Genomic DNA, 25,640 nt, shown 5'->3' with positions numbered 1-25,640 from the left:
AAAATTAGCAGTATGGTTTAAAAATAGTGTTACACAATTAGGATAAATACTTGTAAAATTTATAGGTTTGTTGTTCAATACTTTATTTAATAAAACAAACTATGGAGAACCTTACTTGGACTGAATTTGAAAGAGTAGAAATGCGCGTGGGTACTATTCTAGAAGTCAATGATTTTCCCGAAGCCCGAAAACCGGCTTATCAGCTTACCGTAGATTTTGGGATTTCTATTGGAATCAGAAAAACATCGGCACAAATCACCAAGCGATATCAAAAAGAGGAATTATTGAACCGGCAGATTGTGGCAGTAGTGAATTTTCCGAAAAAACAAATTGGGAAATTTATGAGTGAATGTCTCGTTTTAGGAGCCGTTGGGTCCGAAGGAGATGTGATTTTACTGGCACCCGATTTTAAAATTGAAAATGGATTGCAAATTGGTTAAATAGTTTGTATATATATTAAAAAACACATTCTACTTTTCTATTGGAAAATTTTCCAGTTGTCCCCATTCTGTCCAAGAACCATCATACACGGATTTATGATTTTTACCGATCAATTCGTATGCTATTAAATTAATACAGGCAGTAACTCCGGAACCACAAGTAAATATAAGAGGTTTACTGTCAGTTTTCAGGATTTTAGCTAATTTTGCTTTTGGTAAAAATTTGCCGTTTTGCAAAAGTTGCGTATATGGCATGTTCATAGAACCGGGAATATGGCCGCTTTTTAGCCCAGGTCTGGGCTCATCTCCAATTCCTTTGAAACGGTTTTCTGCGCGGGCGTCAATCAGAACTGCTTCTTTGGTTTGTATGTTTTTTAAAATTTGTTCTTTGCTTTTGACTAATTCTGGGATAAACTTGGATTCAAAATTTCCAATGGAATAGTTTGGATTTTCCTGTATTGCTTCAACCGGATACTTTTGATTAACCCATTCAGGTAGTCCGCCATTGAGTATAGCAACATTTTGATGTCCCATTAATTTAAAAAGCCACCACGCTCTTGGACTAGAATAGATACCCAGGTTATCATAAATTATAAGAATACTATTTTTGTTTATGTCTAGTTTTCTGGCTTGAAGTTCAAACTGTTCAGGACTTGGGATGGTGTTTGGTAAAGGATTTGTGGTATCGCTAAAGGTATTTTTTATATCAAAAAAGCGAGCACCTTTAATTTGAATATTTTCCAGATCCGTTTTTATATTGGATTGATTTTCTCTGAAACTGGCATCCAGAATTATTAAATTTGGATCTTTAAGATTGCTGTGAAGCCACGCGGTACTTACGATAGGTTGTCTCATTGCGGTTGTGCCTACTATTTATGTAAACGGATTAAAAAAAGTCCAAAAATCAAATGACTTTTGGACTTTTTAATTGTAAGTAAGTAAAAATTAAATATCATCAAATTCTATATCGGTAAAAGTTGATGTTTGAGGTATGATTTCATCATCTGATTTATCAGATGCATATTCTTTTTTGAAATCTTTTTGGTGTCTTTCTGAAATTACTTCTTCGCCTTTATGGTTCAAAACATAAGAGGTCATTTCTCCTAAAATTTCTGCAAAAGCTGCGAAATCTTCTTTATACAAATAGATTTTATGTTTTTTGAAATGAAAGGAACCATCTTCTTCAGTAAATTTTTTACTTTCGGTAATGGTAATGTAATAATCATCTGCTTTTGTCGCTCTCACATCAAAGAAATAAGTTCTTCTCCCAGCTCTTAAAACTTTAGAAAAAATCTCTTCTTTTTCTAACATGTCATGTTCTCTCATAATCCTCTCAATCAATTTATGGTTGTTAACTAGTATTCAAAAATCTAAAAAATATATGTATTACACAACAATTATAGCATTTCTTTTTCTGAAAGTTGTTTTAGATACAATGAAGAATAATAACCTTCTTGATTTATCAATTGATTATGAGAACCTTGTTGAATGATTTTTCCGTATTCTAAAATGATAATTCTGTCTGCATTTTTTGCAGAAGAAACACGGTGGCTTACAATAATTGTAGTTTTATCCTTGCAAATTTCTTGTAAGTTGTTTAAAATTGCTTCTTCAGTTTCTGTATCAACTGCGGATAAGCAATCGTCAAAAAGTAAAATTGGTGGGTTCTTGATAATTGCTCTTGCAATAGAAACTCTTTGTTTTTGGCCTCCAGAAAGTGTAATTCCTCTTTCGCCTAAAATGGTTTCGTATTGTTTGTTGAAACCCATAATGTTGTCGTGTACAACAGCGCTTTTGGCTGCGGATTTTACTTCATCCTCCGTTGCATTTTCTTTGCCAAACATGATGTTGTTTTTTATGCTGTCTGAAAACAAAAAAGCATCCTGTGGCACAATCCCAATACTATTGCGTAAGTCAAACAAATTGATGGTGCTTATTTCATTTCTGTCAATATTTATTTTTCCTTCTGTAACGTCATACATGCGGGAAATCAATGATAAAATAGTAGATTTACCAGAACCGGTTTTTCCTAGAATGGCCAAAGTTTCTCCTTTTTTTACTGTAAAAGAAATATTCTGTATGGCTTTTATGTTCGTGTCTTCATAAGTGTAGCTCACGTTTTCAAAGGAAATAGTCCCCTCAATGACTGATTTGTTTTCATTTTTATTCTTTATTTCCGGTTCAATTTTTAGAAATTCGTTCAATCTTTTTTGAGAAGCCTCTGCTTCTTGAACCATTGAGGAAACCCAGCCTAAAGAGGCTACGGGCCAAGTAAGCATGTTGACATATAAGATAAACTCAGCGATAGTTCCAATGCTTTTTATTGTACCATTAATGTACATCAAACCTCCAAAATAAATTACGACCAAGTTGCTTATTCCTATTAAAGCCAACATTAAAGGACCAAATAAGGATTGTACTTTCGCCAGATTTAAGCTTTTGCTTTTACTTTCATTGGCTAAATTTACCATGTTTTTTTGATGCTGATCCTCGAGTGAATAAGCTTTTATCACTCGAATTCCAGAGAATATTTCTTGAGAAAAACTAGATACTTTGGATAAGTATTGTTGAAAAATGGTACTTCTTATATTGATTTCGGAGCTAAGTTTAAATATGGCGTATGACAAAAGTGGAAGAGGTAAAAGCGTGTAAAGAGTTAGTGTAGGGGATACATTATACATGTATACAATAACAATAGCAAAACGAATCACAGTATTTATCGTATACATCACTGCTGGACCTACATACATTCTCACTTTAGAAACGTCCTCGCTAATGCGATTCATTAAATCACCGGTACGATTTTGTTTGTAGAAATTTTGAGATAGATTTTCATATTGACGAAATACTTCATTTTTCAAATCAAATTCGATGTGTCGGGACATTACAATTAAGGTTTGTCTCATCAAAAAAGTCAGGAAACCAGCAATTATCGTTGTGGCTATAATTAGTAAAATATTTGAAATTAATTCTTGATGAATAACTGTTTTTTCTATGGTTTTGTCTTTGGAGAAAGCTTCAATGACCTTAAATGATTTACTAATCAGTTTGGGAGTAAAAAGCATAAAGATTTGTGCAATTATAGTAAAAAGGATTCCCAGTAAAAAACTGTATTTGTATTTGACGAAGTATTTATTTAAATAAAGTAATTCTTTCATTTTTTAAAGTATTCTGTGTTGAAATGATTTTATTTTTAGAATAAAATTTTATTTTTAATAATTTTTAATGTAAAATAGTAATCGTTTAAATTATTGAATCAATGATTTTTTTATAAAAAGTTAGTACATATTTATATTTTGTGTAAATTTGGATTGTCTTTTTGGCAAATTCGTAATTTTATCACTATAAAAATTTATACTATGAATGCAGCTTTCACAACAGGAAAGGAACTTCAAAAAATGGATCCCGTTTTTGGTCAATTATCATTTGATGATCACGAACAAATTGTATTTTGCAACGACAAAGATACGGGTTTAAAAGCAATTATTGGTATTCATAATTCGGTAATGGGGCCAGCTTTGGGTGGTACAAGAATGTATAATTACGCAAATGAGTGGGAAGCACTAAACGATGTTTTGCGTCTTTCTCGAGGAATGACTTTTAAAGCAGCTATCACTGGATTGAATATTGGAGGGGGAAAAGCGGTAATTATTGGTGATGCCAAAACACAAAAGACACCAGAGTTAATGCGTAAATTTGGTGAATTTGTTCATTCTCTGAGCGGAAGATATATCACTGCTGAGGATGTGGGAATGGAAACTAAAGACATGGATATTGTAAGAGATGTTACGCCTTATGTTACAGGAATTTCTGAAGAAAGAGGAGGTTCCGGAAATCCATCACCTGTCACGGCTTATGGTGTGTATTTAGGAATGAAAGCGGCAGCAAAGCAGCAATTTGGTTCGGATGTTTTGAGCGGTAAAAAAGTTTTAGTACAAGGAATTGGACACGTTGGCGAGACTTTAGTTGAGTATTTGACAAAAGAAGGTGCAATAGTAACAATTGCCGACATTAACGAGGAAAAATTGCATGAAGTGGGAACTAAGTACAACGCACAAATTTTTAGAGGTGAGGATTTGTACAGTGCAGATGTTGATATTTATGCGCCTTGTGCGATGGGAGCAACCTTAAATGACGATACTGTTTATAAGATAAAAGCAAAAGTTATTGCTGGTGCTGCTAATAATCAATTGGCGGATGAGAATATACATGGTGCTATTCTTCAGGAAAGAGGTATTCTTTATGCTCCGGATTTTTTGATTAATGCTGGTGGTATTATCAATGTTTATGCTGAATTAGCGCATTATGATAAAGCCGAAATCATGCGTAAAACAGAAAACATTTACAATACGACTTTAGAAATATTTGATTTTGCTATTGCAAACAACATGACAACGCATCATGCGGCTTTGACTATTGCTCAAAATCGCATCAATCAAAGAAAGCTAGAGAATAGTAGAAAATAGTTTTCCAAGTCCAATTATCCGTATTCAGTGTTTAATTATTACCGTTCACTGAATACGGTTGACTGAATAGTTTTAAAATAAGCGTTTATATATTTTATTTTAAAAAATGAAATACTTATTTTTGCAGGCTAATTAATAAAAGTTCTTACAAGGTGGTAAACAGAAGACACATTCGCGTTAAAGTTATGCAATCCATTTATGCGATGCATCAAAGCGGTTCAGATAATCTGGAAAAAGAAGAAAAATTCCTTTTTTACAGTATCGACAATATTCAAGATTTATACCTGATAATGCTTTCCTCGCTAATTGAGATTTGTAAAACAGAAACTGTGTTTTTACACAAATCAAGTTTGAAACATCTTGCGACTCCTGAGGAACGTAAACCCAACGAAAAATTTGTCAAAAACAGGATTTTTCAAATTCTTTCCGAAAATAATTCATTAAGTATCGCGCTAGAAAATCGTAAAATTAATAATTGGACTCTTAATGACGATTATATTTTATTGCTGCTTAATGATATAAAAGCCAGTAAATTGTATGTGGAATACATGAGTAATCCAGTAAATACTTTTGAGGAAGACCGACAGTTTATTGTTGATTTGTTCATGGATGTAATTGTTCCTAACGAAAAATTATATGAGTATTTAGAAGATGATAAGTTGACTTGGGTTGATGACATTCCTTTGGTAAACACCCATATTATCAAGCAGTTGAAGGTAATTAAGGCGGGGGAAGATGATAATTTTAGAGTGCCAAAATTGTATAAAGACAATGAGGATAAGGATTTTGTTAAAGATTTGTTTCGAAAAACAGTCTTAAATGAAACGGAATTAGCCAAAGAGTATGTTGATAAAACACCAAATTGGGATAGCGATAGAATTGCGGAAATAGATACCATTATCCTTAAAATGGCAATTTGTGAGTTCTTAAAATTCCCGTCCATTCCCGTAAAAGTAACTCTTAATGAATATTTAGAGGTTGCTAAAGAATATTCTACACCAAAAAGTAGTATTTTTATCAATGGAATTTTAGACAGTTTAGTAAAAGAGCTTCAAACCAGCAAAAGAATTGTAAAAGCTGGTCGTGGTTTAATGTAATAATTAACAAATAAAAAGAGAATTAAAATTATGGAACAATTAACTCAATTTGCACCGTTTATATTAATGTTTGTGGTAATCTATTTCTTTATGATCAGACCACAACAAAAAAGAGCGAAAAACGAAAAAGAATTTGAGAGCAGCTTGAAAGTGGGGGATAAAATTATCACCAAAAGTGGTCTTCATGGAAAAGTTTCTGAGTTAGCAGACACAACTGTGGTTGTTGAAACAATGTCAGGAAAATTGAAAATGGAACGTTCTGCAATTTCGATGGAAATGAGTGCCGTTTTAAATAAAAAATAATTAACATCTTACTTGAATTAAAAAAGTCCCAACCGTTTATTCGGATTGGGACTTTTTTTAGTTAAAATAATTTAATTATTTTTTACTTTTTTTTGCTTTCTTTGCTTTTTTCGATTTTGCTTTCGCTTTTTTCGCTTTTATTTTAGTTTTTGCTTTCGCTTTCTTTGCTTTATCTTTTTTCGCTTTTTTCGCTTTTTTTGCTTTTGCTTTTGCTTTTTCTTTTGCATCGGCTTTTTTAGCCTTTTTCTTGTCTTTTTCTTTCATGTCTTTTTCTTTCATTTTTAACTTCTTTTTATTATCTTTTTCGTTGTCCTTTTTATTTAGAACTTCTACAGTATTTTCATCTTGGTCTTCTACTGAAATTTCCACGGTTTCTTCTATAATTTCAGTTACTAGTACCTCATTAAGTGGAGCTGTAGTTTCTTCAGTTTCTTCAATAGGTTTGATAACTTTATTTTTGGGTGCTCTTACGGCTTTATCAATTTCAGATTTTTCTGGAGTAGGTACTATAGGATTTTCTTCTTTTTGTATCATAATGAGAATTATTAGTGTTGTTTTTCGATTTTATTAAAACTCCAAAGTGTTTCAATGTTAATAAATAGTTAAGTAATCGTTAGCAAATATAGTGATTTAAATGACTTTCCAATGTTAAGCTTTTCAATATTATAAATTGTAAGATTTAAGCTCATCAAAAATAGGGGTAAAAGACAATAGTTGATGAAATACAAGAAGTAAGATTTTAGGGGTATTTACTCCGAATGATTTGTAGTGAATGTTCTTTTTTGAATATTTTTTAAATTAAAAAGTCCCATTCTGAATTTTTAGAAATGGGACTTGATATTATCGGTATTTATCATTAAGGCCAACATTCTGAATAATTAGAGGTCTTATTTTATCGATTCGAGAATGTTTGGTTGCTTCTCGTTTGGCAGTTTCAATATATTCTAAAAATTCATATTGTTTGTAAGGAGAGAATTTTTGAAAAGCTGTCGCTAATTCCGGATTAAGATCTAATTCTTTTTGAAAAAGCTCAGAGAAAATTTGTGCCTTCTTTTCAGGTTTGCAATTTTTCCCTTGTTTTTCATTTTCTATGGCCTCATGTATATAGTGTAACACTTCCTCTCCATCAACTTCCTGCTGGGAAGAAAAACGCCATTGTCGCAATGATTTAGTTACGCCTTCTTGCGCATTGACCAACACTTGTTTTTGATCTAGCAGCTGAACACCATTAAAAAACCAAATAGTAAAATAATTTTTAAATCCTCCTATTCCAATTACATTTTTACCATTCAAGACATAGACAATACCTCCCCATTTAGTGGTTTGTATTAGTTCTGTTGTGGCAATAATTGATTTGAGTAATTCTAATTCGGCATACCAATTATTGTTTTTATCCCAAGAATGGCTATTGGTTTTTGAAGATTCCAAATTAGTCTTATTTAATAGTTGAATCTCTTAATGCCGTTAATTCAGCAATTTTTACAATTACTTCAACAGCTTTTTGCATGCTTTCAGCAGGAACATATTCATATTTTCCATGGAAATTATGTCCTCCAGCAAAAATATTTGGACATGGTAATCCTTTATACGATAATTGAGAACCATCTGTACCTCCACGAATAGGCTTAATAAGTGGTTTAATTCCAATTTCTTTCATTGCTTTTTCGGCAATATCAACAATATGTTTAACAGGCAAGACCTTTTCCTTCATGTTGTAATATTGATCTTTTATTTCAGCAATAACAATATCTTCGCCAAACTGTTTTGCAAATTTTTTATTGATTTTGCGAGTAATTTTCTCGATTAAATCTTTACGTTTTTCAAATTTTTTCTTATTGTGATCCCGTATAATAAGTTCTAGAACTGTTTCTTCAATATTTCCGGTTAAATGATGTACGTGAAAAAAACCTTCATATCCTCTAGTTTGTTCCGGTGTTTCGTCTTTAGGTAATTCATTTATAAAGGCATTAGCAATTAACATAGAATTTATCATTTTTCCTTTTGCATAACCGGGATGTACGCTCTTGCCTTTAAAAATAATTTTGGCTCCAGCAGCGTTAAAATTTTCATATTCGAGTTCTCCTACTTGGCTGCCATCCATTGTGTAGGCCCAGTCCGCCCCAAATTTTTCTACGTCAAAATGATGGGCACCCCTCCCAATTTCCTCATCGGGCGTGAAGCCAACTCTGATTTTTCCGTGTTGGATAGTTGGATTTTTGATTAGGAATTCCATTGCGGTAACAATTTCAGTAATTCCGGCTTTATCATCAGCGCCCAGTAACGTTGTTCCGTCAGTGGTAATCAAAGTTTGTCCTTTATATTGTAATAAATCTTTGAAATAGCCCGGAGACAAAACTATATTTTTTTCGGCATTTAGTATGATGTCTTTTCCATCGTAATTGGTAATAATTTGCGGCTTTACATTTTTACCGCTAAAATCCGGAGAAGTATCAAAGTGAGAAATGAATCCAATAATTGGGACTTGATGTGTTACATTACTAGGTAAAGTAGCCATGATATAAGCTTTGTCATCTATTGTTACGTCATGCATACCAATAGCTTTTAATTCTTCAACCAGTTTGTTGGCTAAATTCCATTGTTTTGGTGTGCTGGGTGTAGTATCTGAGTTGGGATCAGATTCAGTATCTATAATTACGTAACTGATGAAACGATCTATAATATGTTGCATATTTCTTTGTTTTATGCAAATATAATCATTTTTTCAGAAGCATTTTATGGAACTAAATACTTGATTTATGAGAAAAACATTGATTTTAGTAATGATTTAAAAGTAAACTGTTTTTTAGTGTTTCTACTGTACATACTTCTATAAAGTATACTGTAGCGTTTATGAAATAATTTATTTTTTGGGTTAAATAAAGCATTTTTATTCAAGAAATATTTTGCGTTTGGGGAGTGAATTATATTTAAAAATGTAAGGAAAAGTAATTAATTAAAAATCGTAATTGCCATTATATTTTTCGTAATTTTAATCTTTATTTTTTTTAAACATTTAAAAATCAAAACATTATGAAAAAATTATTAGCTCTAGTAGTAATTGCTACATTCTCATTAGGAATGGAAGCAAAAGATTCTAAAAAACATGATTCAAAAATGTATGATTCTGCACTAATACAGATGAAGGATCATGTAATGATGAAAAATGGTAAAATAATGGTGATGAAGAATGGTAAAATGATGGTAATGGTAAAAGAAATGTCCATGGCTAACGGTTATATTGTGTATCCAAATGGGATGGTCAAAATGAAAAATGGTAAAACCATGATGATGAAAAACGGAGACATGATGTATATGAACGGAGTAATGATGATGGATAAAATGAAAGATTATGTAAAGATGAAAGACGGGAAAATGATGGTAATTAGAGATGGTAAAATAATGACGATGGAAAAAGAAATAATATTGTCTAATGGATATATAGTGTATCCCAATGGGATGGTCAAAATGAAAAATGGTAAAACCATGATGTTAAAAAACGGTGATAAAATGAGTATGAAGGGAATGATGATGAAAAATATGAAAATGAAAGCAAAAATGGAAAATTAAAAAGAGTTTTTGAAAATGATAAATTGAAATTCATATTCAATTTTAACGCATTAAAAACCGAAACCTATTTTATTTAGTTTCGGTTTTTTAGTTGAGAGTAATGTAAAAATATGTTTTAATTAGGGATTGGTAAATCAGAGTTAAAGCAATCTCGAAAAAGTTTCCATTTTCCATTTTCTTTAGTCCAAAGTTCCAATGATTTTCCTCTATCAATATCCTTACCACTTTTATCGGTAAATACCCATTCCTGTTCAACAGTTAACATTTCTTCATTTCCCCATGCTTCCACAATTTTTATGTCAATGTTAGTCATGCCAGACTTTATTAAACTACTAAATACAGGAATTAAGTTTTCTCGGCCTGTTATGGATTTGCTATTTGGCATCATGAATTTAGAATTTGCTGCATAACAATTTGCAATACCCACCGAATCACCATTTTTTAAGGCATTCATAAACACGTTATTTTGTATGGCGATCTCTTTTTTTGCTAGAGCCAAATCAAATGTTGACGCATCCACTTTTTTTGGTGCTTCACAACTTGTTGCAAAAAACAGGGCAAAAGTAAAAAAAAATAGAAAATACGTTTGGGATTGTTAAATTTTTCTTCATAGCTTTTTTTAAATTAATTAAAAGCAGGTTGTGTGAATCTGTTGTAATTATATATCTTGCTTAAAATTAAGTATTTATAATTTATTTTTCAATAAATACCTGTTAAATTTCTCTCCGTTTTATGAACGAATAGGGTTTAGGTACGAAAATGTTTTTAAGAAATTGAAATGATTTTATAAATTATTTTTTAAATATTTATTTTTCGAGTAGATAATTCTATTTTTGCAGTACACAACAATACTTACACATGTATAAACTGCTGATACGTCCAATGCTTTTCTGGTTTGATCCTGAAAAAGTTCATTATTTTACTTTTTCACTGATTCGGTTCTTATCTCAAATACCAGGCATTCCATTTCTTTTTAAATCCCTTTATCAAGTTAATGATCCAAGATTAGAAACGGAAGTTTTTGGATTGAAATTTAAAAATCCCATAGGATTAGCTGCAGGCTTTGATAAAGATGCCAAGCTGTTTAAAGAATTGTCTCACTTTGGTTTTGGATTTATCGAGATAGGCACACTTACTCCAAAAGGGCAAGAGGGAAATCCCAAAAAACGCTTGTTTCGCCTTAAAGAAGATGCAGCAATTATAAATAGAATGGGGTTCAATAACGGCGGTGTTGATGAGGCTGTATTACGATTAAAAGAAAATAAAGGTGTTTTGATAGGTGGAAATATTGGAAAAAACAAGTTGACACCAAACGAAGCAGCCACATCAGATTATGAAATATGTTTTGACGCATTATATGATTACGTCGATTATTTTGTAGTGAATGTGAGTTCGCCAAACACGCCAAATCTCCGTGCTTTGCAAGATAAAGAACCCTTAACACAATTGTTACAAACGCTTCAAAATAAGAATTTAGCAATGCCTAAACAAAAACCAGTACTACTAAAAATTGCACCGGATCTTACTGATGAGCAATTGTTGGATATTATAGCGATAGTTCAGGAAACTAAAATTGCAGGCGTAATTGCCACTAATACTACTATTTCTCGCGAAGGTTTACAATCTGAAAACAAATTAGAAATGGGTGGGCTATCTGGGAAACCTTTGGAAAAACGTTCTACGGAAGTGATCCGGTTTTTAGCAGAAAAGAGTAATAAAGCTTTTCCAATAATAGGAGTGGGAGGCATTCATTCTGCCGATGATGCCATAGAAAAACTAAATGCAGGGGCGAGTTTGATACAGTTGTATACCGGTTTTATTTACGAAGGTCCGGCTCTGGTAAAAGCTATAAATAAGAAGATCTTGAGTAAGATGTAGTTTTTAAACACTTCTTTGTTAGCTTAATACAAAGTAATGTACATTTTCTGAAATTTAAAATTCAGAATTTAAAATTCAGAATTGTTTTTCTATCTTTGGCTGTCTATGGAACCAATAAAAATTATAGAATGTCCTCGTGATGCGATGCAAGGTATAAAACCATTTATTCCTACGGAAAAGAAGGTAGCTTATATTCAATCTTTATTGCGGGTAGGTTTTGATAGTATAGATTTTGGAAGTTTTGTTTCGCCAAAAGCTATTCCGCAAATGCAGGACACTGCCGAAGTTTTAGCACGGCTTGATTTATCGCAAACCCAAAGCAAACTGTTAGCAATTATCGCTAATACCCAGGGCGCCACATCTGCCTCAGTATATCCTGAAATACAGTATTTAGGTTTTCCATTTTCGATTTCGGAGAATTTTCAAATGCGAAATACTCATAAAACTATAGCTGAATCATTAATCACTTTACAAGAAATTTTGGAAATTGCGGATAAGAGCAATAAAGAAGTGGTTGCTTATTTATCAATGGGTTTTGGAAATCCGTATGGCGATCCATGGAATATGGAAATTGTGGGAGAATGGACTCAAAAGTTAGCCACGATGGGGGTGAAGATTCTTTCGCTTTCAGATACTGTGGGTAGTTCCTCACCGGAAGTAATCTCTTATTTGTTTTCGAATTTAATTCCAAAATACCCACACATTGAATTTGGAGCCCATCTTCATACCACACCAGACAAATGGTTTGAAAAAATTGATGCGGCTTATAAAGGAGGCTGTCGTCGTTTTGATGGTGCTATTCAGGGTTTTGGAGGTTGTCCAATGGCAACCGATAATTTAACAGGTAATATGCCGACGGAGAAATTATTATCCTATTTTACCGCGCAAAAGGAATTCACGAATGTGAGTCCAATGAGTTTTGAAAGCGCTTATAATGAGGCCTCTAAGTTGTTTGGGGAATTTCATTGAAAATCATACTGATATTATTTCACGATTTAACGCACTTACAAAATAATAAGTATAGTATTGGTGCGTTGATTATTATATTTATAAATTATCTTAAACGTACAATATCATGAAACTACGGGGATTAAATAGAGTCTTAGGAATGCTAATTCTGCTGTTATTTTCTTTTTCATGCACAAGTGATTTAGACTTTAACCAAGTTAATGATGTTAAGATCGAACCGGTATTTGTTGGTAATTTGGCTTATTTTGATATTTTAGCCAATCAATTTGTTAGAAGTGGAGGAGGGGAGCAATCCGTGATTTTTGATGCGCCAACTGTAGATGTTTTTAATGATTCTTTTTTTAGACAACGATTAAAAAAAATCGAACTTTCCTACGAAATGAATAATACAATAGCTAGAGCCTATTCAGTAGATTTAGTTTTTTTGGATAGAAATAATCAACGAGTTCATTCTCTAGATTTTATAGTTCCAGCATATTCAGGTGCAGAAAATAAAGTAACTAAAACCGAAATATTTGAAGGAGCTCACCTTGATTTATTAAAAAGAACTACAAAAATTGCATTTACCTTGACGATGTTTCCAGGTGCTCCGTTAACTGAAAGTAGTAAAGGAAGTTTAAAATTACGTTCAAGTGTAACCGCTTATTTAATAGTAGAATGAGAAAAATAATATTAATTTTTATTTTATGTATAGGAATAAGTAGTTTTTCACAAAACAAACAACTTTTATATAATTTCACTTCAATTCCTCAGTCTTTGTTGACTAATCCAGGTACTGATTTTAAATATAACTTTTATTTCGGAATTCCTTTGTTATCAGGGATTTCGGCAAATGTAGGTTCAAGTGGATTTTCAGCTTATGATTTGTTTGCTGACAATGGAGTCGATTTTAATGTAAAATTGCGAGATGTGGTATTCTCCACAACAAGAAAAGATAGGGTTGCTGTAAACGAACAACTAGAAATTTTTAACGGAGGTTTTAAAATAAAAGGAGAGCTAAATGATTCTTATGTTTCGTTTGGGATGTATCAGGAATTTGATATGTTGACCTATGTGCCAAAAGATATTGCGGTATTAGCTTTGGACGGAAACAGAGACTATTTGGGGAAAGTATTTGATTTGGGGGATTTGAATATGAAGGCAGAAATGCTGTCGGTATTTCATATTGGATTTCATAAAAATATTAACGATAAATTTATTTTAGGGTTTCGTGGGAAAATTTATTCCAGTATATTCAATGCTAGTTCTACTAATAATTCGGGTTATATTTATACCATTCCTTCGAATGTGGGTGTATATGAACAGATGATTTATTCGGATTTACAACTCAATACTTCCGGTATAGCTAAGTATGACGATAAGGATTACGAGCCAAATGTGGTAAAAGACATTACCAGAAGAGCTCTTTTAGGAGGTAATTTAGGTTTGGGATTTGATCTAGGTTTTACCTATTATCCAAAAAAAAACATACAATTAACGGGTAGTGCTATAGATATAGGCTTTATTAAACATACTAAAGAAGTAGAAAGTTTAACTTACAAAGGAACATATAAATACGAAGGAATTATTCCGAAATTCAGCTCGGGCGATTCAGCAGAAAATAGTTATCAAGCGTTCAAGGAGGCCATCCCCTTAGATACCCTATATGCTGATTATATTACTTGGCGTCCTGCTAAGTTCAACACCTCTGTTCAGTTTTCATTTGATGAGCAAAGGGCTGAGGACTGCAACTGTCTGGATTATAATCCGGAAACAATCTATAAAAGTGCAGTTGGTGCCCAATTATTTGTAATGTCTACACCTCGGACACCGCTAGTGGCTTTTACAACATATTATAGAAGAAAAATAGTTAAGGCATTGCATGTAAAAGCTACATATACCTTAGATTCGTATTCCTATAAGAATATTGGTTTGGGATTATCGAGTACTTTTGGCCCTTTGAATTTTTATGTACTTGCTGACAATCTTTTAGAATATAGCGATCTTACTAAGGCAAATAGCCTTTCTTTTCAACTAGGATTTAATGTTATTTTTAAGAATAAAAAAAAATGATATTTTAGAATCTGATTTATTTAGTTTTCAATATTCGACAAGGATTTTTTCAAAATTATTTAAAACTTAAATAATTTTTCATGCCAGCCTGATCACGCTCTTTAAAGATCCAAAGATTTACAGTTAAAATATTTTGACATTAACGTAATTTTTTAATTTTAGATAATTGGCTGATATATTTTTTATTGGCAATAATAACGATTTTTTCCTTAAAATTATCTATATTTGCACGCAATTAAACTCCAACCACAATTGCAATGATCGCACACAACTCTAAGATTATCGGAGAAGGATTAACTTACGATGATGTTCTACTAATTCCAAACTACTCGAATGTACTTCCTCGCGAAGTAAGTATTCAATCAAAATTTTCAAGAAATATTACACTCAATGTTCCAATTGTATCCGCAGCGATGGATACCGTTACCGAAAGTGCAATGGCAATAGCTATGGCTCAAGAAGGAGGGATTGGTGTTTTGCATAAAAATATGACTATCGAACAGCAAGCTGCAAAAGTTAGAAAAGTCAAACGGGCTGAATCCGGAATGATTATCGATCCAGTTACTTTACCGATGACTTCAACAGTTGCTGACGCTAAGAATGCCATGAAGGAATTTGGTATTGGTGGAATTCCAATTGTAGACGAAAACCAAATTCTAAAAGGAATCGTTACCAACAGAGATTTACGTTTTGAAAAAAATAATGCAAGGCCTATTGTTGAGGTAATGACCAGCGAAAACTTAGTAACAGTTGCCGAAGGGACTTCTCTAGAACAGGCAGAAGTAGTTTTACAAGGGCATAAAATAGAAAAACTACCAGTTGTAAATAAAGACTACAAATTAGTGGGCTTGATTACCTTTAGAGATATTACTAAACTGACTCAAAAGCCCATTGCTAACAAAGATATATATGGCCGTTTACGAGTTGCAGCTGCAATTGGTGTAACTGGTGATGCAGTTCAAAGAGCTGAAGCATTGGTAAACGCTGGTGTTGATGCCATTATTATTGATACCGCTCACGGACATACACAAGGTGTTGTTAATGTATTGAAAGAAGTAAAAAATAAATTTCCTCAAATAGATGTTATCGTAGGTAATATTGCAACGCCGGAAGCCGCTAAGTTTTTAGTTGAAAATGGTGCCGACGGTGTAAAAGTAGGGATTGGACCAGGCTCTATTTGCACTACACGGATTGTAGCAGGTGTAGGTTTTCCTCAGTTTTCAGCGGTACTTGAAGTGGCTGCAGCGATAAAAGGAACTGGAGTTCCTGTAATTGCTGATGGAGGAATTCGGTACACAGGTGACATCCCAAAAGCAATTGCTGCTGGTGCTGATTGTGTGATGCTCGGGTCTCTTTTGGCAGGTACCATGGAATCTCCTGGTGAAACCATTATTTTCGAAGGAAGAAAATTTAAGTCATACCGCGGAATGGGTTCTGTTGAAGCAATGCAAGAAGGGTCAAAAGATCGTTATTTTCAAGATGTAGAGGATGATGTAAAAAAACTGGTTCCAGAAGGAATTGTAGGGCGTGTTCCTTACAAAGGAGAATTAAATGAAAGTATGCAACAATTTATTGGCGGACTTCGCGCTGGAATGGGATATTGTGGTTCAAAAGACATTCCAACCTTACAAGAAACGGGGCGTTTTGTTCGTATTACCGCTAGCGGAATCAATGAAAGTCACCCACATAATGTAACGATTACAAAAGAAGCTCCAAATTATTCAAGATAATAGTAGGATTTAAATCAATAAAAGGCATAATTAATTCTGTTTAGGATTTAAATTATGCCTTTTTTTATGAGATGAAACGTTTTTTTAATCGGATGATTCTGATAAATTATTTCTTAAATGCTCACTGTCCCAGCTGTGATTAGTAGCCGCAACTTGAGAATAAATATCAGTCTTGAGTAATTGTTCCTGCAATTCAATTTCTTGTTTAATAGTAATCATATAGGCCATTTTGTCGTGACGTTTTTCAGCTAACTTTCGCGTAGTGATTTCATCATATTTAATAAATTGCTGTCCTTGTCGTCTAGCCGAATATTTTCGATGACCTAACTCGACTAACGCATCAACACCCATGTTTACAGCACTATATAAGGTTTCTCGATAAATGTGTTCTACTTTATGATCAATTAACTCGTAAGCATCATTTCGATTACGAGCACGAGTTAATATTTTTAAATTAGGAAAATGTTTTTTTAAGGTTTCAATTACTTGTAAATTTACGGTCGGATTATCTATAGCAGCGATAAAAAGCTTTGCAGTTTCGCAACCTGCTGCTTTCAATAATTCTAATCGGGTTGCATCTCCATAATACACTTTAAATCCCATTTTTCGCAGTAAATCAATTCTATCTGAATCGTAATCAAGAATAGTAGACTTTACATTATTGGCTCTCAACAAACGTCCTACTGTACTGCCAAAATGACCAAAACCAGCAATGATAACAGGATTGTCTTCATCAATAAAATCATTGTCTTTTTTAATCTCTACTGGTTTTTCTTTGGAGTTAGAATTAGGGTAAATCAAACGTTCATTAATAAGTAAAAGAAAAGGAGTTGCTACCATACTCATGGCGATTACAGCCATTACTTGATTGGCTAAAATGCTAGGAATCAAATTCAGTTGCATGCAAAAACTCATAATCACAAAACCAAACTCGCCAGCTTGGCTCAATCCAAAAGCAAAAAATAGATTTTGATCTATATTTTTTTTATGAAATCGACTGATGGTAAATAAAACTACGAATTTTACAAGCGTTAGGATGGCTCCAAAAATAAAAATGAAAAAAGGATTGTCAACAATTAACTTGAAATTTATCGATGCGCCAACTCCTAGAAAAAATAATCCTAAAAGTAATCCTTTAAAAGGAGCAATATCGCCTTCTAATTCATGACGAAATTCAGAATTAGCCAATACAACTCCAGCCATAAAAGCACCAAGCGCAGGGCTTAAACCAACTAATTGCATTAAAAACGAAACGCCAACTACCAGTAGTAATGCTGTGGCGGTAAACAATTCTTGTAAACGAGTTTTTGCAATAATATGCAGTAACGGAACAAAAACATAGCGACCGGCAAAATAAATCGTCGAAATAATACCGAGAACAATTAAAGTTTGTAACCAACTGGGATATCCTGTAATTAATGATTGTGGGACATCGTTAGTTGTCTTTAAATTTACAGTAGATAGTAAGGGCAAGAAAGCTAAAATTGGAATAACTGCAATATCCTGAAAAAGCAATACAGCAAATGAGGAGCGCCCTACGGACGTATTAGACAATCCTTTTTCTTTTAAAGTTTGTAATACAATAGCAGTTGAGGATAAGGCTAAGGCTAAAGAAATCGCTAATGTGGTTTCCCATTTCCAATCCATGAATACGAGGCAGCCTACAAATAAAATTAAAGTGGTTCCTATTAATTGTGCGGAACCCATTCCAAGAATAAATTTTCGCATTTTCCAAAATTTATTAGGTTCCAGTTCTAAGCCAATCAGGAATAACATCATGACTACACCAAACTCTGCAAAATGCATAATATTTTCTCCTTCTTGCCCAATAAAGCCAAGTACAAAAGGGCCAATTACAATTCCCGCTAATAAGTAGCCTAAAATAGAGCTTAATCCTAATTTTTTTGCAATTGGGACACAAATGATCGCAGCTGTTAGATAAATTATTGCCTGAAGTAGAAAATTAGTATCCATATCATATTTTTATTGTAGCAAACCATTCATTCAAATAATGGTATTGCAAGATTACTTCTGTATCCAAACCATTTTTCTCTAAAAAGTCAAGAAAATAGCCATACACCAAGCCATTTTTTTCGTAATCTTCTTGAGTCATATTATGGGTCCCATGTATTACAAATGGAGGTAAATAAATCATATTACATACTTTTGCCGTTTGATTAAATGGTTCCAATAATTCAGGAATACTATAGCGATCACTTCCCGTTTCGCAATAGTTTTTCTTATCGCCACCGGTTGTAATTACCTGAAAAATTATTTTGTCTTGTAAAGCTATCCCTTTTTTTCCATAAGCCCAGTTATGTTCTAGCACCATATCAATCCATTGTTTCATAAGTGGAGGGCAACTGTACCAATACAAAGGATGGTGCCAAATGATTATGTCATGCTGACTTAATAATACTTGCTCGTGTTTTACATCAATGTCAAAATCTGGATATTCCTCATACAAATCATGGAAAGTAATGTTTTCTGAATCCGGAATATTTTGCACCAAAGCTTTATTCGCATTAGATTTTTCGAATAATGGGTGAAAAAACAGGATTAAGATTTTATTTTTTGACATAAAAATTTAGTTTACAGTTTTTTTAGAACTTTAAAATTAGTTATTCAACTGATTTACAGGGGTATTGTGTATTTTAAATTTATTGAAAGATATAAAATATTGCTTAATTTTTATAATTTAAAACACTTCAAAACAAATTTTCCTTATAATATTTAATAAACATAAAATCCCTTTAAAACAGGATATAACGTTTTATTGCGTTAGGATTTAAGTCAAGATATATAATTCGCAATAATGCAACCCAAATAGACCAGGAATAGAAATAACAATTGTACTATTTTTGCTTGAAGTTTAATATTTAAAAAAAGTAGTTAAAAGTTTTTTACTACCGACCACCCAAAGGATATCATTTTTTGCTAATATCATATTAGATTCGGGGTTTAAAATTCTTTTTCCGTTTCTTTCTATCCCAACAATTAATGCATTAGTTTTTTCGCGCAATAGCGATTCTCTAATGCTTTTACCAATGAAATCCTCTCCCTTGAGCTCTAGTTGTTTTAAGATAATATCGGTTTCAATAAGTTTTTCCGGAATTTCTATTTCATTCTGATGCAAATAGGATTTAAATTCTTGGACTTGGTTATCTGTCCCAATCACACAAATTTCATCACCAGGAAATAAACGTTCATTTTTATTGGGGATATTAATCATAATTTCTCCACGTTTGATAAAGGCGATATTGATCCCTAACAGTTCTCTAATTCTCAACTCTTCTAATGTTTTTCCTGCAATATTTGAAGTTGACGCAATATCAAAAGTAGTCATGTGGCCATCCCAAGGTGTTAAATCACTGCGGCTTCTAATGGCTTTTTTGATTTCTCTAGCATTTAAATTTTTGAGAAAATGATCTTCAATTTTATGATATTGTGCATTTAATTTCTTAGGAAAAACAAAATATACTACAACGGCCCCAATCAAAGCTATAAAAGCAATTACAGGGGAGAAAAAGATATTCAACAAGAAACCGATGTAAAAAAGGGTTAATACCATTCGCAATAAAATCATCATCAGAATAGGCCCACGGTATTTGCGTTCTTCTCTTAAAATAGCGACTTCTTTTACGGCTACTCGACGTAAGGATAGCGCCCATAAGAAAGGAGATAATATCACTAAAGTAATCAACGCACCAAAAACATTTCTGAATTGGGATCCTTCAACTAATGGCAGAATAAATTTTGCGGAAAGCAAAATGACCGCAACAATAATTACGGAATGGATAACTACTTGGGTTAGAAATGCGCGTACTACTATTTGCCAATTTGTGACTAACTTTATAGATTGTGCATTGGCACTGTATCGTTCAATTTTTTTAGTCCACTTTCGAGGTAATTTTTTTTCAAGATATTCAGAAAATGGTGTGGCGAATTTAACCATAAAAGGGGTTGTAAATGCTGTCACTGCCGAAACGGCAACTACAATTGGATATAGAAATTCACTTGTAACATTAAGCGTCATTCCTAATGTTGCAATAATAAAGGAGAACTCCCCAATTTGGGATAAACTCATCCCTGTTTGTACCGATTGCTTTAAGGGCTGACCGGAAAGTAAAGCGCCAATTGTGGAACTTATAGACTGTCCTAAAATCACTACGAATGTTAAAATAGCCACTGGAAAAGCATAGTCGTACAGCGTTTCGGGATTTATTAACATGCCTACCGATACAAAGAAAACGGCACCAAAAAGATCTTTTACGGGCTTTACTAAATGTTCGATGTGCTCTGCCTGAGTAGTTTCGGCAATGATGGAACCCATTATAAAAGCGCCTAATGCAGGAGAAAAACCAACATTAGCCGCCAGAATAACCATCATTAAGCATAATGCTAGTGAAATGATTAACAACATTTCGTCCGTTAATATATTTTTGGCTTTTTTAAGTAAAGTCGGGATAAAAAAGATACCGCCAACAAACCAAATAGTCAAGAAAAAGATCAGTTTAAAAACGGACAAAAGCAGTTCGCTACCTGAAAACTGTTGACTCACAGCAATTGTTGAAAGTAACACCATCATTAAAATGGCAACGATATCTTGAACGATAAGAGAGCCGATGACTATGCCCGCAAATTTTTGTGTTTTTACGCCCAATTCATCAAATGTTTTCAGGATAATGGTAGTGGATGAAATGGAAAGGATAACGCCTAAAAAGATACTGTCCATTGGCTTCCATCCAATCCATTGCCCTACCAAATAGCCAATGGAAACCATCGCAATGATTTGTGTGACAGCAGTAATTGATGCGGTACCGCCTACTTTCATCAGTTTCTTAAAACTAAATTCCAATCCTAAGCTAAATAATAAAAAAATTACCCCAATCTCTGCCCAAACCTCGACGCTTTTAATATCTTTTACAGAAGGGAAAAAATCAAAATGATTTCCGGCTAAAAATCCAGCAATTAAATAACCCAGTACTAACGGCTGTTTTATTTTTTTAAATAACAAAACTGCAACGGCTGCAGTCATCAGAATTAAACCTAAATCACTAATTAAAGGCTGTAAATGATGAGAGGCATTTGCGACTGTTTCTACTGTATCCATTTGATTTTGTTACTATTTTAAGGATTTATGTTGCTTGGTAAGATATAAAAATTTTAATTTTTAAAGATGTTTTTAAAGTTAAAATAGCTCTTTATGAAATGTTTCAAACAATAAAAATCCCGTTGATAAGATTGTTTTTTATCTTTTCAACGGGGTCTTAAAATTTTATTACTTTCTAAAATTTATATTCCTAAAAAATTACTAGGAGTGATTTGCATCAATTCGGCTTTAATTTCTTCCGAAACCTCTAACGTTGCAATGAAACCGTGAATTGCTTTTTTATCTATCGCTTCATTGGTTCTGGTCAATCCTTTTAATGCTTCATAAGGATTAGGATACGCTTCACGGCGTAATATTGTTTGAATAGCTTCGGCAACTACGGCCCAGTTTTTCTCTAAGTCTTCGTGGAATTTTGGTTCGTTCAATAACAACTTATTTAATCCTTTCAAAGTAGCTTCAAAAGCAATTAAAGTATGTCCTATTGGTACACCAATATTTCTTAAAACCGTACTGTCGGTTAAATCGCGTTGTAATCTGGATAAGGGCAATTTGGCCGATAAATGTTCAAAAATAGCATTGGCAATCCCTAAATTTCCTTCTGAGTTTTCAAAATCAATTGGGTTTACTTTGTGTGGCATCGCCGAAGAACCTATTTCTCCAGCTTTGATTTTTTGTTTGAAATATTCCATGGAAACATACGTCCAAATATCTCTGTCTAAATCAATGATGATCGTGTTTATTCTTTTCAACGCATCAAAAAATGCTGCGAAATGGTCGTAATGCTCAATTTGTGTAGTAGGGAAGGAGTGGTGTAAACCAAGATTTTCTTCCACAAATTTCCCACCGAATTTTCTCCAGTCAATTTGTGGATACGCCACATGATGTGCGTTATAATTTCCTGTTGCGCCGCCAAATTTAGCTGCAAAAGGAATATTGAACAACAAACGCATTTGCTCTTCTAAACGTTCTACAAAAACACCAATTTCTTTACCCAAACGGGTTGGTGAAGCCGGCTGTCCGTGTGTACGGGCAAGCATTGGAATGTCCTTCCATTCCACACTTAAATCTTTCAATTTTGATGTTAAAGTAATCAAGGAAGGCATGTACACTTTCTCAAAAGCTTCTTTTGTAGAAAGCGGAATCGCCGTGTTATTAATATCTTGAGAAGTCAATCCGAAGTGGATAAACTCTTTATATTCAGATATGCCTAATTTTTCAAAAGCATCTTTAATGAAATATTCTACCGCTTTTACATCGTGGTTGGTTACTTTCTCCGTTTCTTTGATCCAAAGAGCATCTTCAGTAGAGAAATTTTTATAGATGTTACGTAAGCTTTCGAATAAATCCGGGTTTACATTTTTTAGTTGTGGCAAAGGCACTTCGCACAAAGCAATAAAGTATTCAATTTCAACCAATACACGGTATTTGATTAAAGCTTCCTCAGAGAAAAATGGAGCTAAAGAAAGGGTTTTACTTCTATATCTTCCATCAATAGGAGAAATAGCATTCAATTCGTTTAAAGTAGTCATTGTTTTGTTGTTTGTTCGAAAGGCGCAAATATAACCCTTTCGTGACAAAATAGAAAACGAATGGTTTTTAAATAAAGCCGATTAGCTTCTTTTTTAGTGTTTTCATTCCTTCTGATGCCACTTCAGGAATCACATCTAATGGATTTCGGAGATTCGGAATTTTTATGGGTTTTGGATCAATATAAAAAATAGGTGTTTCGCGGGCTGTAAAATCGATTAATCCTGCAGCAGGATAGACTTGCAACGAAGTCCCAATAACAGCAAAATAATCTGCTTGTTGGGTTAGCCCAATTGCTTCATCAAGTGCAGGAACTTCCTCGCCAAACCAAACGATATGTGGGCGCAATTGATTTTTGTTTTCGTCTAAATCGCCAAAATTTAAATCCTCCTGCCAATCCAGAATGTAATTTGGGTTTTTGGTACTTCTCACTTTTAATAATTCGCCGTGCAAATGCAACACAGAAGTGCTTCCGGCGCGTTCATGTAAATCATCTACATTTTGGGTAATAATGTACACCTCAAAATTCTTTTCTAATTCAGCCAGAATTTGATGGCCCAAATTCGGTTGTACTTCCTTGAGTTGTTTTCGCCTTTGATTGTAAAAATCCAGCACCAAAGCCGGGTTTTTATGCCAACCTTCTGGAGTGGCAACATCCATAACGTTATGACCTTCCCAAAGTCCGTCACTGTCACGAAACGTTTTGATGCCACTTTCCGCACTAATTCCAGCGCCAGTAAGAACCACTAATTTCTTTTTCATTTGTAAAATGCATTAGGAGATAAAGCTAGTCTTTTTTAGTATTTTTGCCAAAAAAATAATCTGTAATGATTGATATCGATTACCTTAATTTTCTTGAAAATATCTTAACGGATAACCGCAAAGAAAAATTCTTGAAAGTATTGGAAAACAGAACTAATCATTTTACCATTGCCGTAGAAGATATTTTTCAAATGCACAATACGAGTGCCGTTATGCGCAGTTGTGAGATTTTTGGAATTCAGGAATTGAATGTGATTGAGCAACGGTACGGAAAAAGTATCGATAAGGAAATAGCTATGGGCGCCCAAAAATGGGTTGACATCAATATATTCGACAGTATTTCTAATTGTGTGGATACATTAAAAAGTAAGGGCTACCAAATTATTGCTACCACGCCACATGAGAATGATTGTTTGCTGGAAGATTTTGACATTTCGAAACCCAGTGCCTTATTTTTTGGAACTGAAAGAGACGGATTATCCGAAGAAATTTTGCAACGAGCCGATGGTTTTCTAAAAATTCCGATGGTAGGTTTTACGGAAAGTTTGAATATCTCGGTTTCGGCGGCCATCATCATTCAAAACTTGACGAATCGATTGCGCAATTCAAATATTGACTGGCATTTATCTGAAAATGAAATTTTGGAAAAACGTTTGGCTTGGGCCAAAAATTCCATAAAAGATATTAAACGAATTGAGGAACGGTATTTTGAGGAAAACCGAAGATAGTGTAAACGAACTCTTAAATTAGATTTTAACGGTTTGCTGAGTCATTGCGAGGAACGAAGCAATCACATCTAGTATTTTCTTTTGATTAAGTACTTATCGGTTTGGACACAGATTCTTAAAATTGCGCAAAGTCAGAGACATTTGCGCAGCAGTTACGGAAAATTTATTTGATTTCAGAGATACTTTGCGGAGCGGGCATTAGCTGTTGGCAAACTTTTTTATAATTTTGCTAATAATTTTTTCTTTTGTTCAGTGAACTCTTCCTCTGAAAGTATTCCATTTTCTTTAAGTTTAGCTAATTTTTCAATTTGGTCTAAAATTGAAGGCTCGACGTTGTTTTGTATGAAAACTGTTTGTTGTTCTTTAGGTTGTGAAATGTAGTTCCTCACAAATTCTGCAAATTGTCTAGCTGAAGTTTTCTCAACGTTATCTATTATTGCTATGTTACCAGAAGTGTAAATTTTTACTTTTGCTAATAGTAAACCAGTTTCATATTGAATTGAACTTATCTTGTCAAGAGGGAAATCTTCGACTTTTAAACCATAAATTAAACCTTTGTCGATGAAAACTAAACGTCTATTTGTTGAAACAAGAATTCCTTGCCCATTATTGTAAGTTCCTTGAATTATATTATTAACTTTTTCTCCTTCTGAAAGTATTTGAGGTAATTCATTAATCTCTTTTCTTCCCAAAAACAATGATGCATTTCCTAAATTTAATTTTTTTAACTCAGTTTTAATTTCATCAAGTTTTGAGGTTTTAGAATTATTTTCATCAGCTTTGATTTGTAATATTTCTTGTACTTGTTGTAAAGTATAATTTTTCAATTTGAATGCAATACTTGGATTTGCGTTGTTTATTTTTTTGTAACAACTAGTACAAACTATTTCCCCATTGTTAAGTTTTCCTGCACCAAATGTTGGTGTATTCATGAATTTTAGTGCTGTCGAGCACATTACACAATTACTCATATATTTTATTTTTATATTTTTTTGAATTCTCCCGTTT

Annotated in this window: 24 protein-coding genes; 11 read left to right on the top strand and 13 right to left on the bottom strand. The window is 33.2% G+C overall.

The features are described 5' to 3' along the window. Positions 1 to 101: 101 nt before the first annotated feature. Positions 102 to 440: a tRNA-binding protein gene (locus ACNQF9_RS10690; protein WP_417959436.1), complete on the top strand. Its 339-nt coding sequence runs from the start codon at positions 102 to 104 to the stop codon at positions 438 to 440. 30 nt (positions 441 to 470) lie between these two features. Here ACNQF9_RS10690 and ACNQF9_RS10685 read toward each other — a convergent pair whose 3' ends face one another. From ACNQF9_RS10685 to ACNQF9_RS10675, 3 genes are all read right to left on the bottom strand, one after another. Continuing rightward, complete coding sequence (locus tag ACNQF9_RS10685) at positions 471 to 1,295, bottom strand: sulfurtransferase (protein ID WP_417990203.1); 825 nt, start codon at positions 1,293 to 1,295, stop codon at positions 471 to 473. Between the two features lie 90 nt (positions 1,296 to 1,385). Further along, positions 1,386 to 1,766 (bottom strand): PUR family DNA/RNA-binding protein, encoded by a 381-nt coding sequence (locus tag ACNQF9_RS10680; protein WP_417959438.1) that lies wholly within the window; start codon positions 1,764 to 1,766, stop codon positions 1,386 to 1,388. 71 nt (positions 1,767 to 1,837) lie between these two features. Beyond that, positions 1,838 to 3,598, bottom strand: coding sequence for an ABC transporter ATP-binding protein (locus ACNQF9_RS10675; protein ID WP_417959439.1), 1,761 nt, complete (start codon positions 3,596 to 3,598; stop codon positions 1,838 to 1,840). Positions 3,599 to 3,799: 201 nt separating this feature from the next. Here ACNQF9_RS10675 and ACNQF9_RS10670 point away from each other — a divergent pair, with 201 nt between their 5' ends. The 3 genes from ACNQF9_RS10670 to yajC all read left to right on the top strand — a co-directional run bounded on the left by ACNQF9_RS10670 (position 3,800) and on the right by yajC (position 6,306). Next, positions 3,800 to 4,906, top strand: coding sequence for a Glu/Leu/Phe/Val family dehydrogenase (locus ACNQF9_RS10670; protein WP_417959440.1), 1,107 nt, complete (start codon positions 3,800 to 3,802; stop codon positions 4,904 to 4,906). Positions 4,907 to 5,091: 185 nt separating this feature from the next. Continuing rightward, positions 5,092 to 6,003, top strand: a complete 912-nt coding sequence (gene nusB / locus ACNQF9_RS10665) for a transcription antitermination factor NusB (protein ID WP_417960384.1) — start codon at positions 5,092 to 5,094, stop codon at positions 6,001 to 6,003. Between the two features lie 30 nt (positions 6,004 to 6,033). Beyond that, complete coding sequence (yajC, locus tag ACNQF9_RS10660) at positions 6,034 to 6,306, top strand: preprotein translocase subunit YajC (RefSeq protein WP_417959441.1); 273 nt, start codon at positions 6,034 to 6,036, stop codon at positions 6,304 to 6,306. Positions 6,307 to 6,381: 75 nt separating this feature from the next. Here yajC and ACNQF9_RS10655 read toward each other — a convergent pair whose 3' ends face one another. From ACNQF9_RS10655 to pepT, 3 genes are all read right to left on the bottom strand, one after another. Then, entirely contained in the window at positions 6,382 to 6,840 is a 459-nt protein-coding gene (locus tag ACNQF9_RS10655; protein WP_417990202.1) for a hypothetical protein, read from the bottom strand. A 306-nt stretch (positions 6,841 to 7,146) separates the two neighbouring features. Further along, the gene (locus ACNQF9_RS10650; RefSeq protein WP_417959443.1) at positions 7,147 to 7,734 is read right to left on the bottom strand and encodes a YdeI/OmpD-associated family protein; all 588 of its coding nucleotides are present in this window, start codon (positions 7,732 to 7,734) and stop codon (positions 7,147 to 7,149) included. Between the two features lie 7 nt (positions 7,735 to 7,741). Further along, a complete protein-coding gene (gene pepT, locus ACNQF9_RS10645) occupies positions 7,742 to 8,995 on the bottom strand; it encodes a peptidase T (protein ID WP_417959444.1) in 1,254 nt (417 codons plus the stop codon). 341 nt (positions 8,996 to 9,336) lie between these two features. Here pepT and ACNQF9_RS10640 point away from each other — a divergent pair, with 341 nt between their 5' ends. Beyond that, positions 9,337 to 9,873: a DUF6799 domain-containing protein gene (locus ACNQF9_RS10640; protein ID WP_417959445.1), complete on the top strand. Its 537-nt coding sequence runs from the start codon at positions 9,337 to 9,339 to the stop codon at positions 9,871 to 9,873. A gap of 115 nt (positions 9,874 to 9,988) precedes the next feature. Here the strand turns inward: ACNQF9_RS10640 and ACNQF9_RS10635 are convergent, their stop codons facing one another. Then, positions 9,989 to 10,393, bottom strand: coding sequence for a YybH family protein (locus tag ACNQF9_RS10635; RefSeq protein ID WP_417990201.1), 405 nt, complete (start codon positions 10,391 to 10,393; stop codon positions 9,989 to 9,991). A gap of 338 nt (positions 10,394 to 10,731) precedes the next feature. On the opposite strand from ACNQF9_RS10635, the gene ACNQF9_RS10630 reads away from it, so the two are divergent. The 5 genes from ACNQF9_RS10630 to guaB all read left to right on the top strand — a co-directional run bounded on the left by ACNQF9_RS10630 (position 10,732) and on the right by guaB (position 16,502). Next, a complete protein-coding gene (locus ACNQF9_RS10630; protein WP_417959447.1) occupies positions 10,732 to 11,751 on the top strand; it encodes a quinone-dependent dihydroorotate dehydrogenase in 1,020 nt (339 codons plus the stop codon). 105 nt (positions 11,752 to 11,856) lie between these two features. Further along, positions 11,857 to 12,720 (top strand): beta/alpha barrel domain-containing protein, encoded by an 864-nt coding sequence (locus tag ACNQF9_RS10625; protein WP_417959448.1) that lies wholly within the window; start codon positions 11,857 to 11,859, stop codon positions 12,718 to 12,720. Between the two features lie 106 nt (positions 12,721 to 12,826). Continuing rightward, positions 12,827 to 13,381 (top strand): hypothetical protein, encoded by a 555-nt coding sequence (locus ACNQF9_RS10620; RefSeq protein WP_417959449.1) that lies wholly within the window; start codon positions 12,827 to 12,829, stop codon positions 13,379 to 13,381. After that, entirely contained in the window at positions 13,378 to 14,772 is a 1,395-nt protein-coding gene (locus ACNQF9_RS10615) for a DUF5723 family protein (protein WP_417959450.1), read from the top strand. Before ACNQF9_RS10620 ends, ACNQF9_RS10615 begins: the two co-directional genes overlap by 4 nt. 257 nt (positions 14,773 to 15,029) lie before the next feature. After that, positions 15,030 to 16,502, top strand: coding sequence for an IMP dehydrogenase (gene guaB / locus ACNQF9_RS10610; RefSeq protein ID WP_417959451.1), 1,473 nt, complete (start codon positions 15,030 to 15,032; stop codon positions 16,500 to 16,502). 84 nt (positions 16,503 to 16,586) lie between these two features. Here guaB and ACNQF9_RS10605 read toward each other — a convergent pair whose 3' ends face one another. The 5 genes from ACNQF9_RS10605 to ACNQF9_RS10585 form a co-directional block, all read right to left on the bottom strand. Beyond that, complete coding sequence (locus ACNQF9_RS10605) at positions 16,587 to 18,476, bottom strand: monovalent cation:proton antiporter-2 (CPA2) family protein (RefSeq protein ID WP_417959452.1); 1,890 nt, start codon at positions 18,474 to 18,476, stop codon at positions 16,587 to 16,589. A gap of 1 nt (position 18,477) precedes the next feature. Beyond that, a complete protein-coding gene (locus ACNQF9_RS10600; protein ID WP_417959453.1) occupies positions 18,478 to 19,083 on the bottom strand; it encodes an NAD(P)H-dependent oxidoreductase in 606 nt (201 codons plus the stop codon). Positions 19,084 to 19,374: 291 nt separating this feature from the next. Further along, positions 19,375 to 21,615, bottom strand: coding sequence for a cation:proton antiporter domain-containing protein (locus tag ACNQF9_RS10595; protein ID WP_417990200.1), 2,241 nt, complete (start codon positions 21,613 to 21,615; stop codon positions 19,375 to 19,377). Positions 21,616 to 21,797: 182 nt separating this feature from the next. After that, entirely contained in the window at positions 21,798 to 23,144 is a 1,347-nt protein-coding gene (gene purB / locus ACNQF9_RS10590; RefSeq protein WP_417990199.1) for an adenylosuccinate lyase, read from the bottom strand. A gap of 67 nt (positions 23,145 to 23,211) precedes the next feature. Continuing rightward, entirely contained in the window at positions 23,212 to 23,904 is a 693-nt protein-coding gene (locus tag ACNQF9_RS10585; protein ID WP_417990198.1) for an SIR2 family NAD-dependent protein deacylase, read from the bottom strand. Positions 23,905 to 23,969: 65 nt separating this feature from the next. Here ACNQF9_RS10585 and ACNQF9_RS10580 point away from each other — a divergent pair, with 65 nt between their 5' ends. Then, positions 23,970 to 24,632, top strand: a complete 663-nt coding sequence (locus ACNQF9_RS10580) for a TrmH family RNA methyltransferase (RefSeq protein ID WP_417990197.1) — start codon at positions 23,970 to 23,972, stop codon at positions 24,630 to 24,632. 218 nt (positions 24,633 to 24,850) lie between these two features. On the opposite strand, the gene ACNQF9_RS10575 is transcribed toward ACNQF9_RS10580, so the two are convergent. Beyond that, positions 24,851 to 25,564, bottom strand: a complete 714-nt coding sequence (locus ACNQF9_RS10575; RefSeq protein ID WP_417990196.1) for a PH domain-containing protein — start codon at positions 25,562 to 25,564, stop codon at positions 24,851 to 24,853. Positions 25,565 to 25,640 lie beyond the last annotated feature (76 nt).

The sequence above is a fragment of the Flavobacterium amylolyticum genome (assembly GCF_048284335.1).
Lineage (GTDB): Bacteria > Bacteroidota > Bacteroidia > Flavobacteriales > Flavobacteriaceae > Flavobacterium.
The sequence above is the reverse complement of the archived record's forward strand: the minus strand, read 5'-3'. Positions and strand labels throughout refer to the sequence as shown.

Bases quoted from the DNA above. Each gene is read 5' to 3' on its own strand.
- ACNQF9_RS10690 (WP_417959436.1), top strand. From the start codon at position 102: ATGGAGAACCTTACTTGGACTGAATTTGAAAGAGTAGAAATGCGCGTG.
- ACNQF9_RS10685 (WP_417990203.1), bottom strand. From the start codon at position 1,295: ATGAGACAACCTATCGTAAGTACCGCGTGGCTTCACAGCAATCTTAAA.
- ACNQF9_RS10680 (WP_417959438.1), bottom strand. From the start codon at position 1,766: ATGAGAGAACATGACATGTTAGAAAAAGAAGAGATTTTTTCTAAAGTT.
- ACNQF9_RS10675 (WP_417959439.1), bottom strand. From the start codon at position 3,598: ATGAAAGAATTACTTTATTTAAATAAATACTTCGTCAAATACAAATAC.
- ACNQF9_RS10670 (WP_417959440.1), top strand. From the start codon at position 3,800: ATGAATGCAGCTTTCACAACAGGAAAGGAACTTCAAAAAATGGATCCC.
- nusB (WP_417960384.1), top strand. From the start codon at position 5,092: ATGCAATCCATTTATGCGATGCATCAAAGCGGTTCAGATAATCTGGAA.
- yajC (WP_417959441.1), top strand. From the start codon at position 6,034: ATGGAACAATTAACTCAATTTGCACCGTTTATATTAATGTTTGTGGTA.
- ACNQF9_RS10655 (WP_417990202.1), bottom strand. From the start codon at position 6,840: ATGATACAAAAAGAAGAAAATCCTATAGTACCTACTCCAGAAAAATCT.
- pepT (WP_417959444.1), bottom strand. From the start codon at position 8,995: ATGCAACATATTATAGATCGTTTCATCAGTTACGTAATTATAGATACT.
- ACNQF9_RS10640 (WP_417959445.1), top strand. From the start codon at position 9,337: ATGAAAAAATTATTAGCTCTAGTAGTAATTGCTACATTCTCATTAGGA.
- ACNQF9_RS10630 (WP_417959447.1), top strand. From the start codon at position 10,732: ATGTATAAACTGCTGATACGTCCAATGCTTTTCTGGTTTGATCCTGAA.
- ACNQF9_RS10625 (WP_417959448.1), top strand. From the start codon at position 11,857: ATGGAACCAATAAAAATTATAGAATGTCCTCGTGATGCGATGCAAGGT.
- ACNQF9_RS10620 (WP_417959449.1), top strand. From the start codon at position 12,827: ATGAAACTACGGGGATTAAATAGAGTCTTAGGAATGCTAATTCTGCTG.
- ACNQF9_RS10615 (WP_417959450.1), top strand. From the start codon at position 13,378: ATGAGAAAAATAATATTAATTTTTATTTTATGTATAGGAATAAGTAGT.
- guaB (WP_417959451.1), top strand. From the start codon at position 15,030: ATGATCGCACACAACTCTAAGATTATCGGAGAAGGATTAACTTACGAT.
- ACNQF9_RS10605 (WP_417959452.1), bottom strand. From the start codon at position 18,476: ATGGATACTAATTTTCTACTTCAGGCAATAATTTATCTAACAGCTGCG.
- ACNQF9_RS10600 (WP_417959453.1), bottom strand. From the start codon at position 19,083: ATGTCAAAAAATAAAATCTTAATCCTGTTTTTTCACCCATTATTCGAA.
- ACNQF9_RS10595 (WP_417990200.1), bottom strand. From the start codon at position 21,615: ATGGATACAGTAGAAACAGTCGCAAATGCCTCTCATCATTTACAGCCT.
- purB (WP_417990199.1), bottom strand. From the start codon at position 23,144: ATGACTACTTTAAACGAATTGAATGCTATTTCTCCTATTGATGGAAGA.
- ACNQF9_RS10585 (WP_417990198.1), bottom strand. From the start codon at position 23,904: ATGAAAAAGAAATTAGTGGTTCTTACTGGCGCTGGAATTAGTGCGGAA.
- ACNQF9_RS10580 (WP_417990197.1), top strand. From the start codon at position 23,970: ATGATTGATATCGATTACCTTAATTTTCTTGAAAATATCTTAACGGAT.
- ACNQF9_RS10575 (WP_417990196.1), bottom strand. From the start codon at position 25,564: ATGAATACACCAACATTTGGTGCAGGAAAACTTAACAATGGGGAAATA.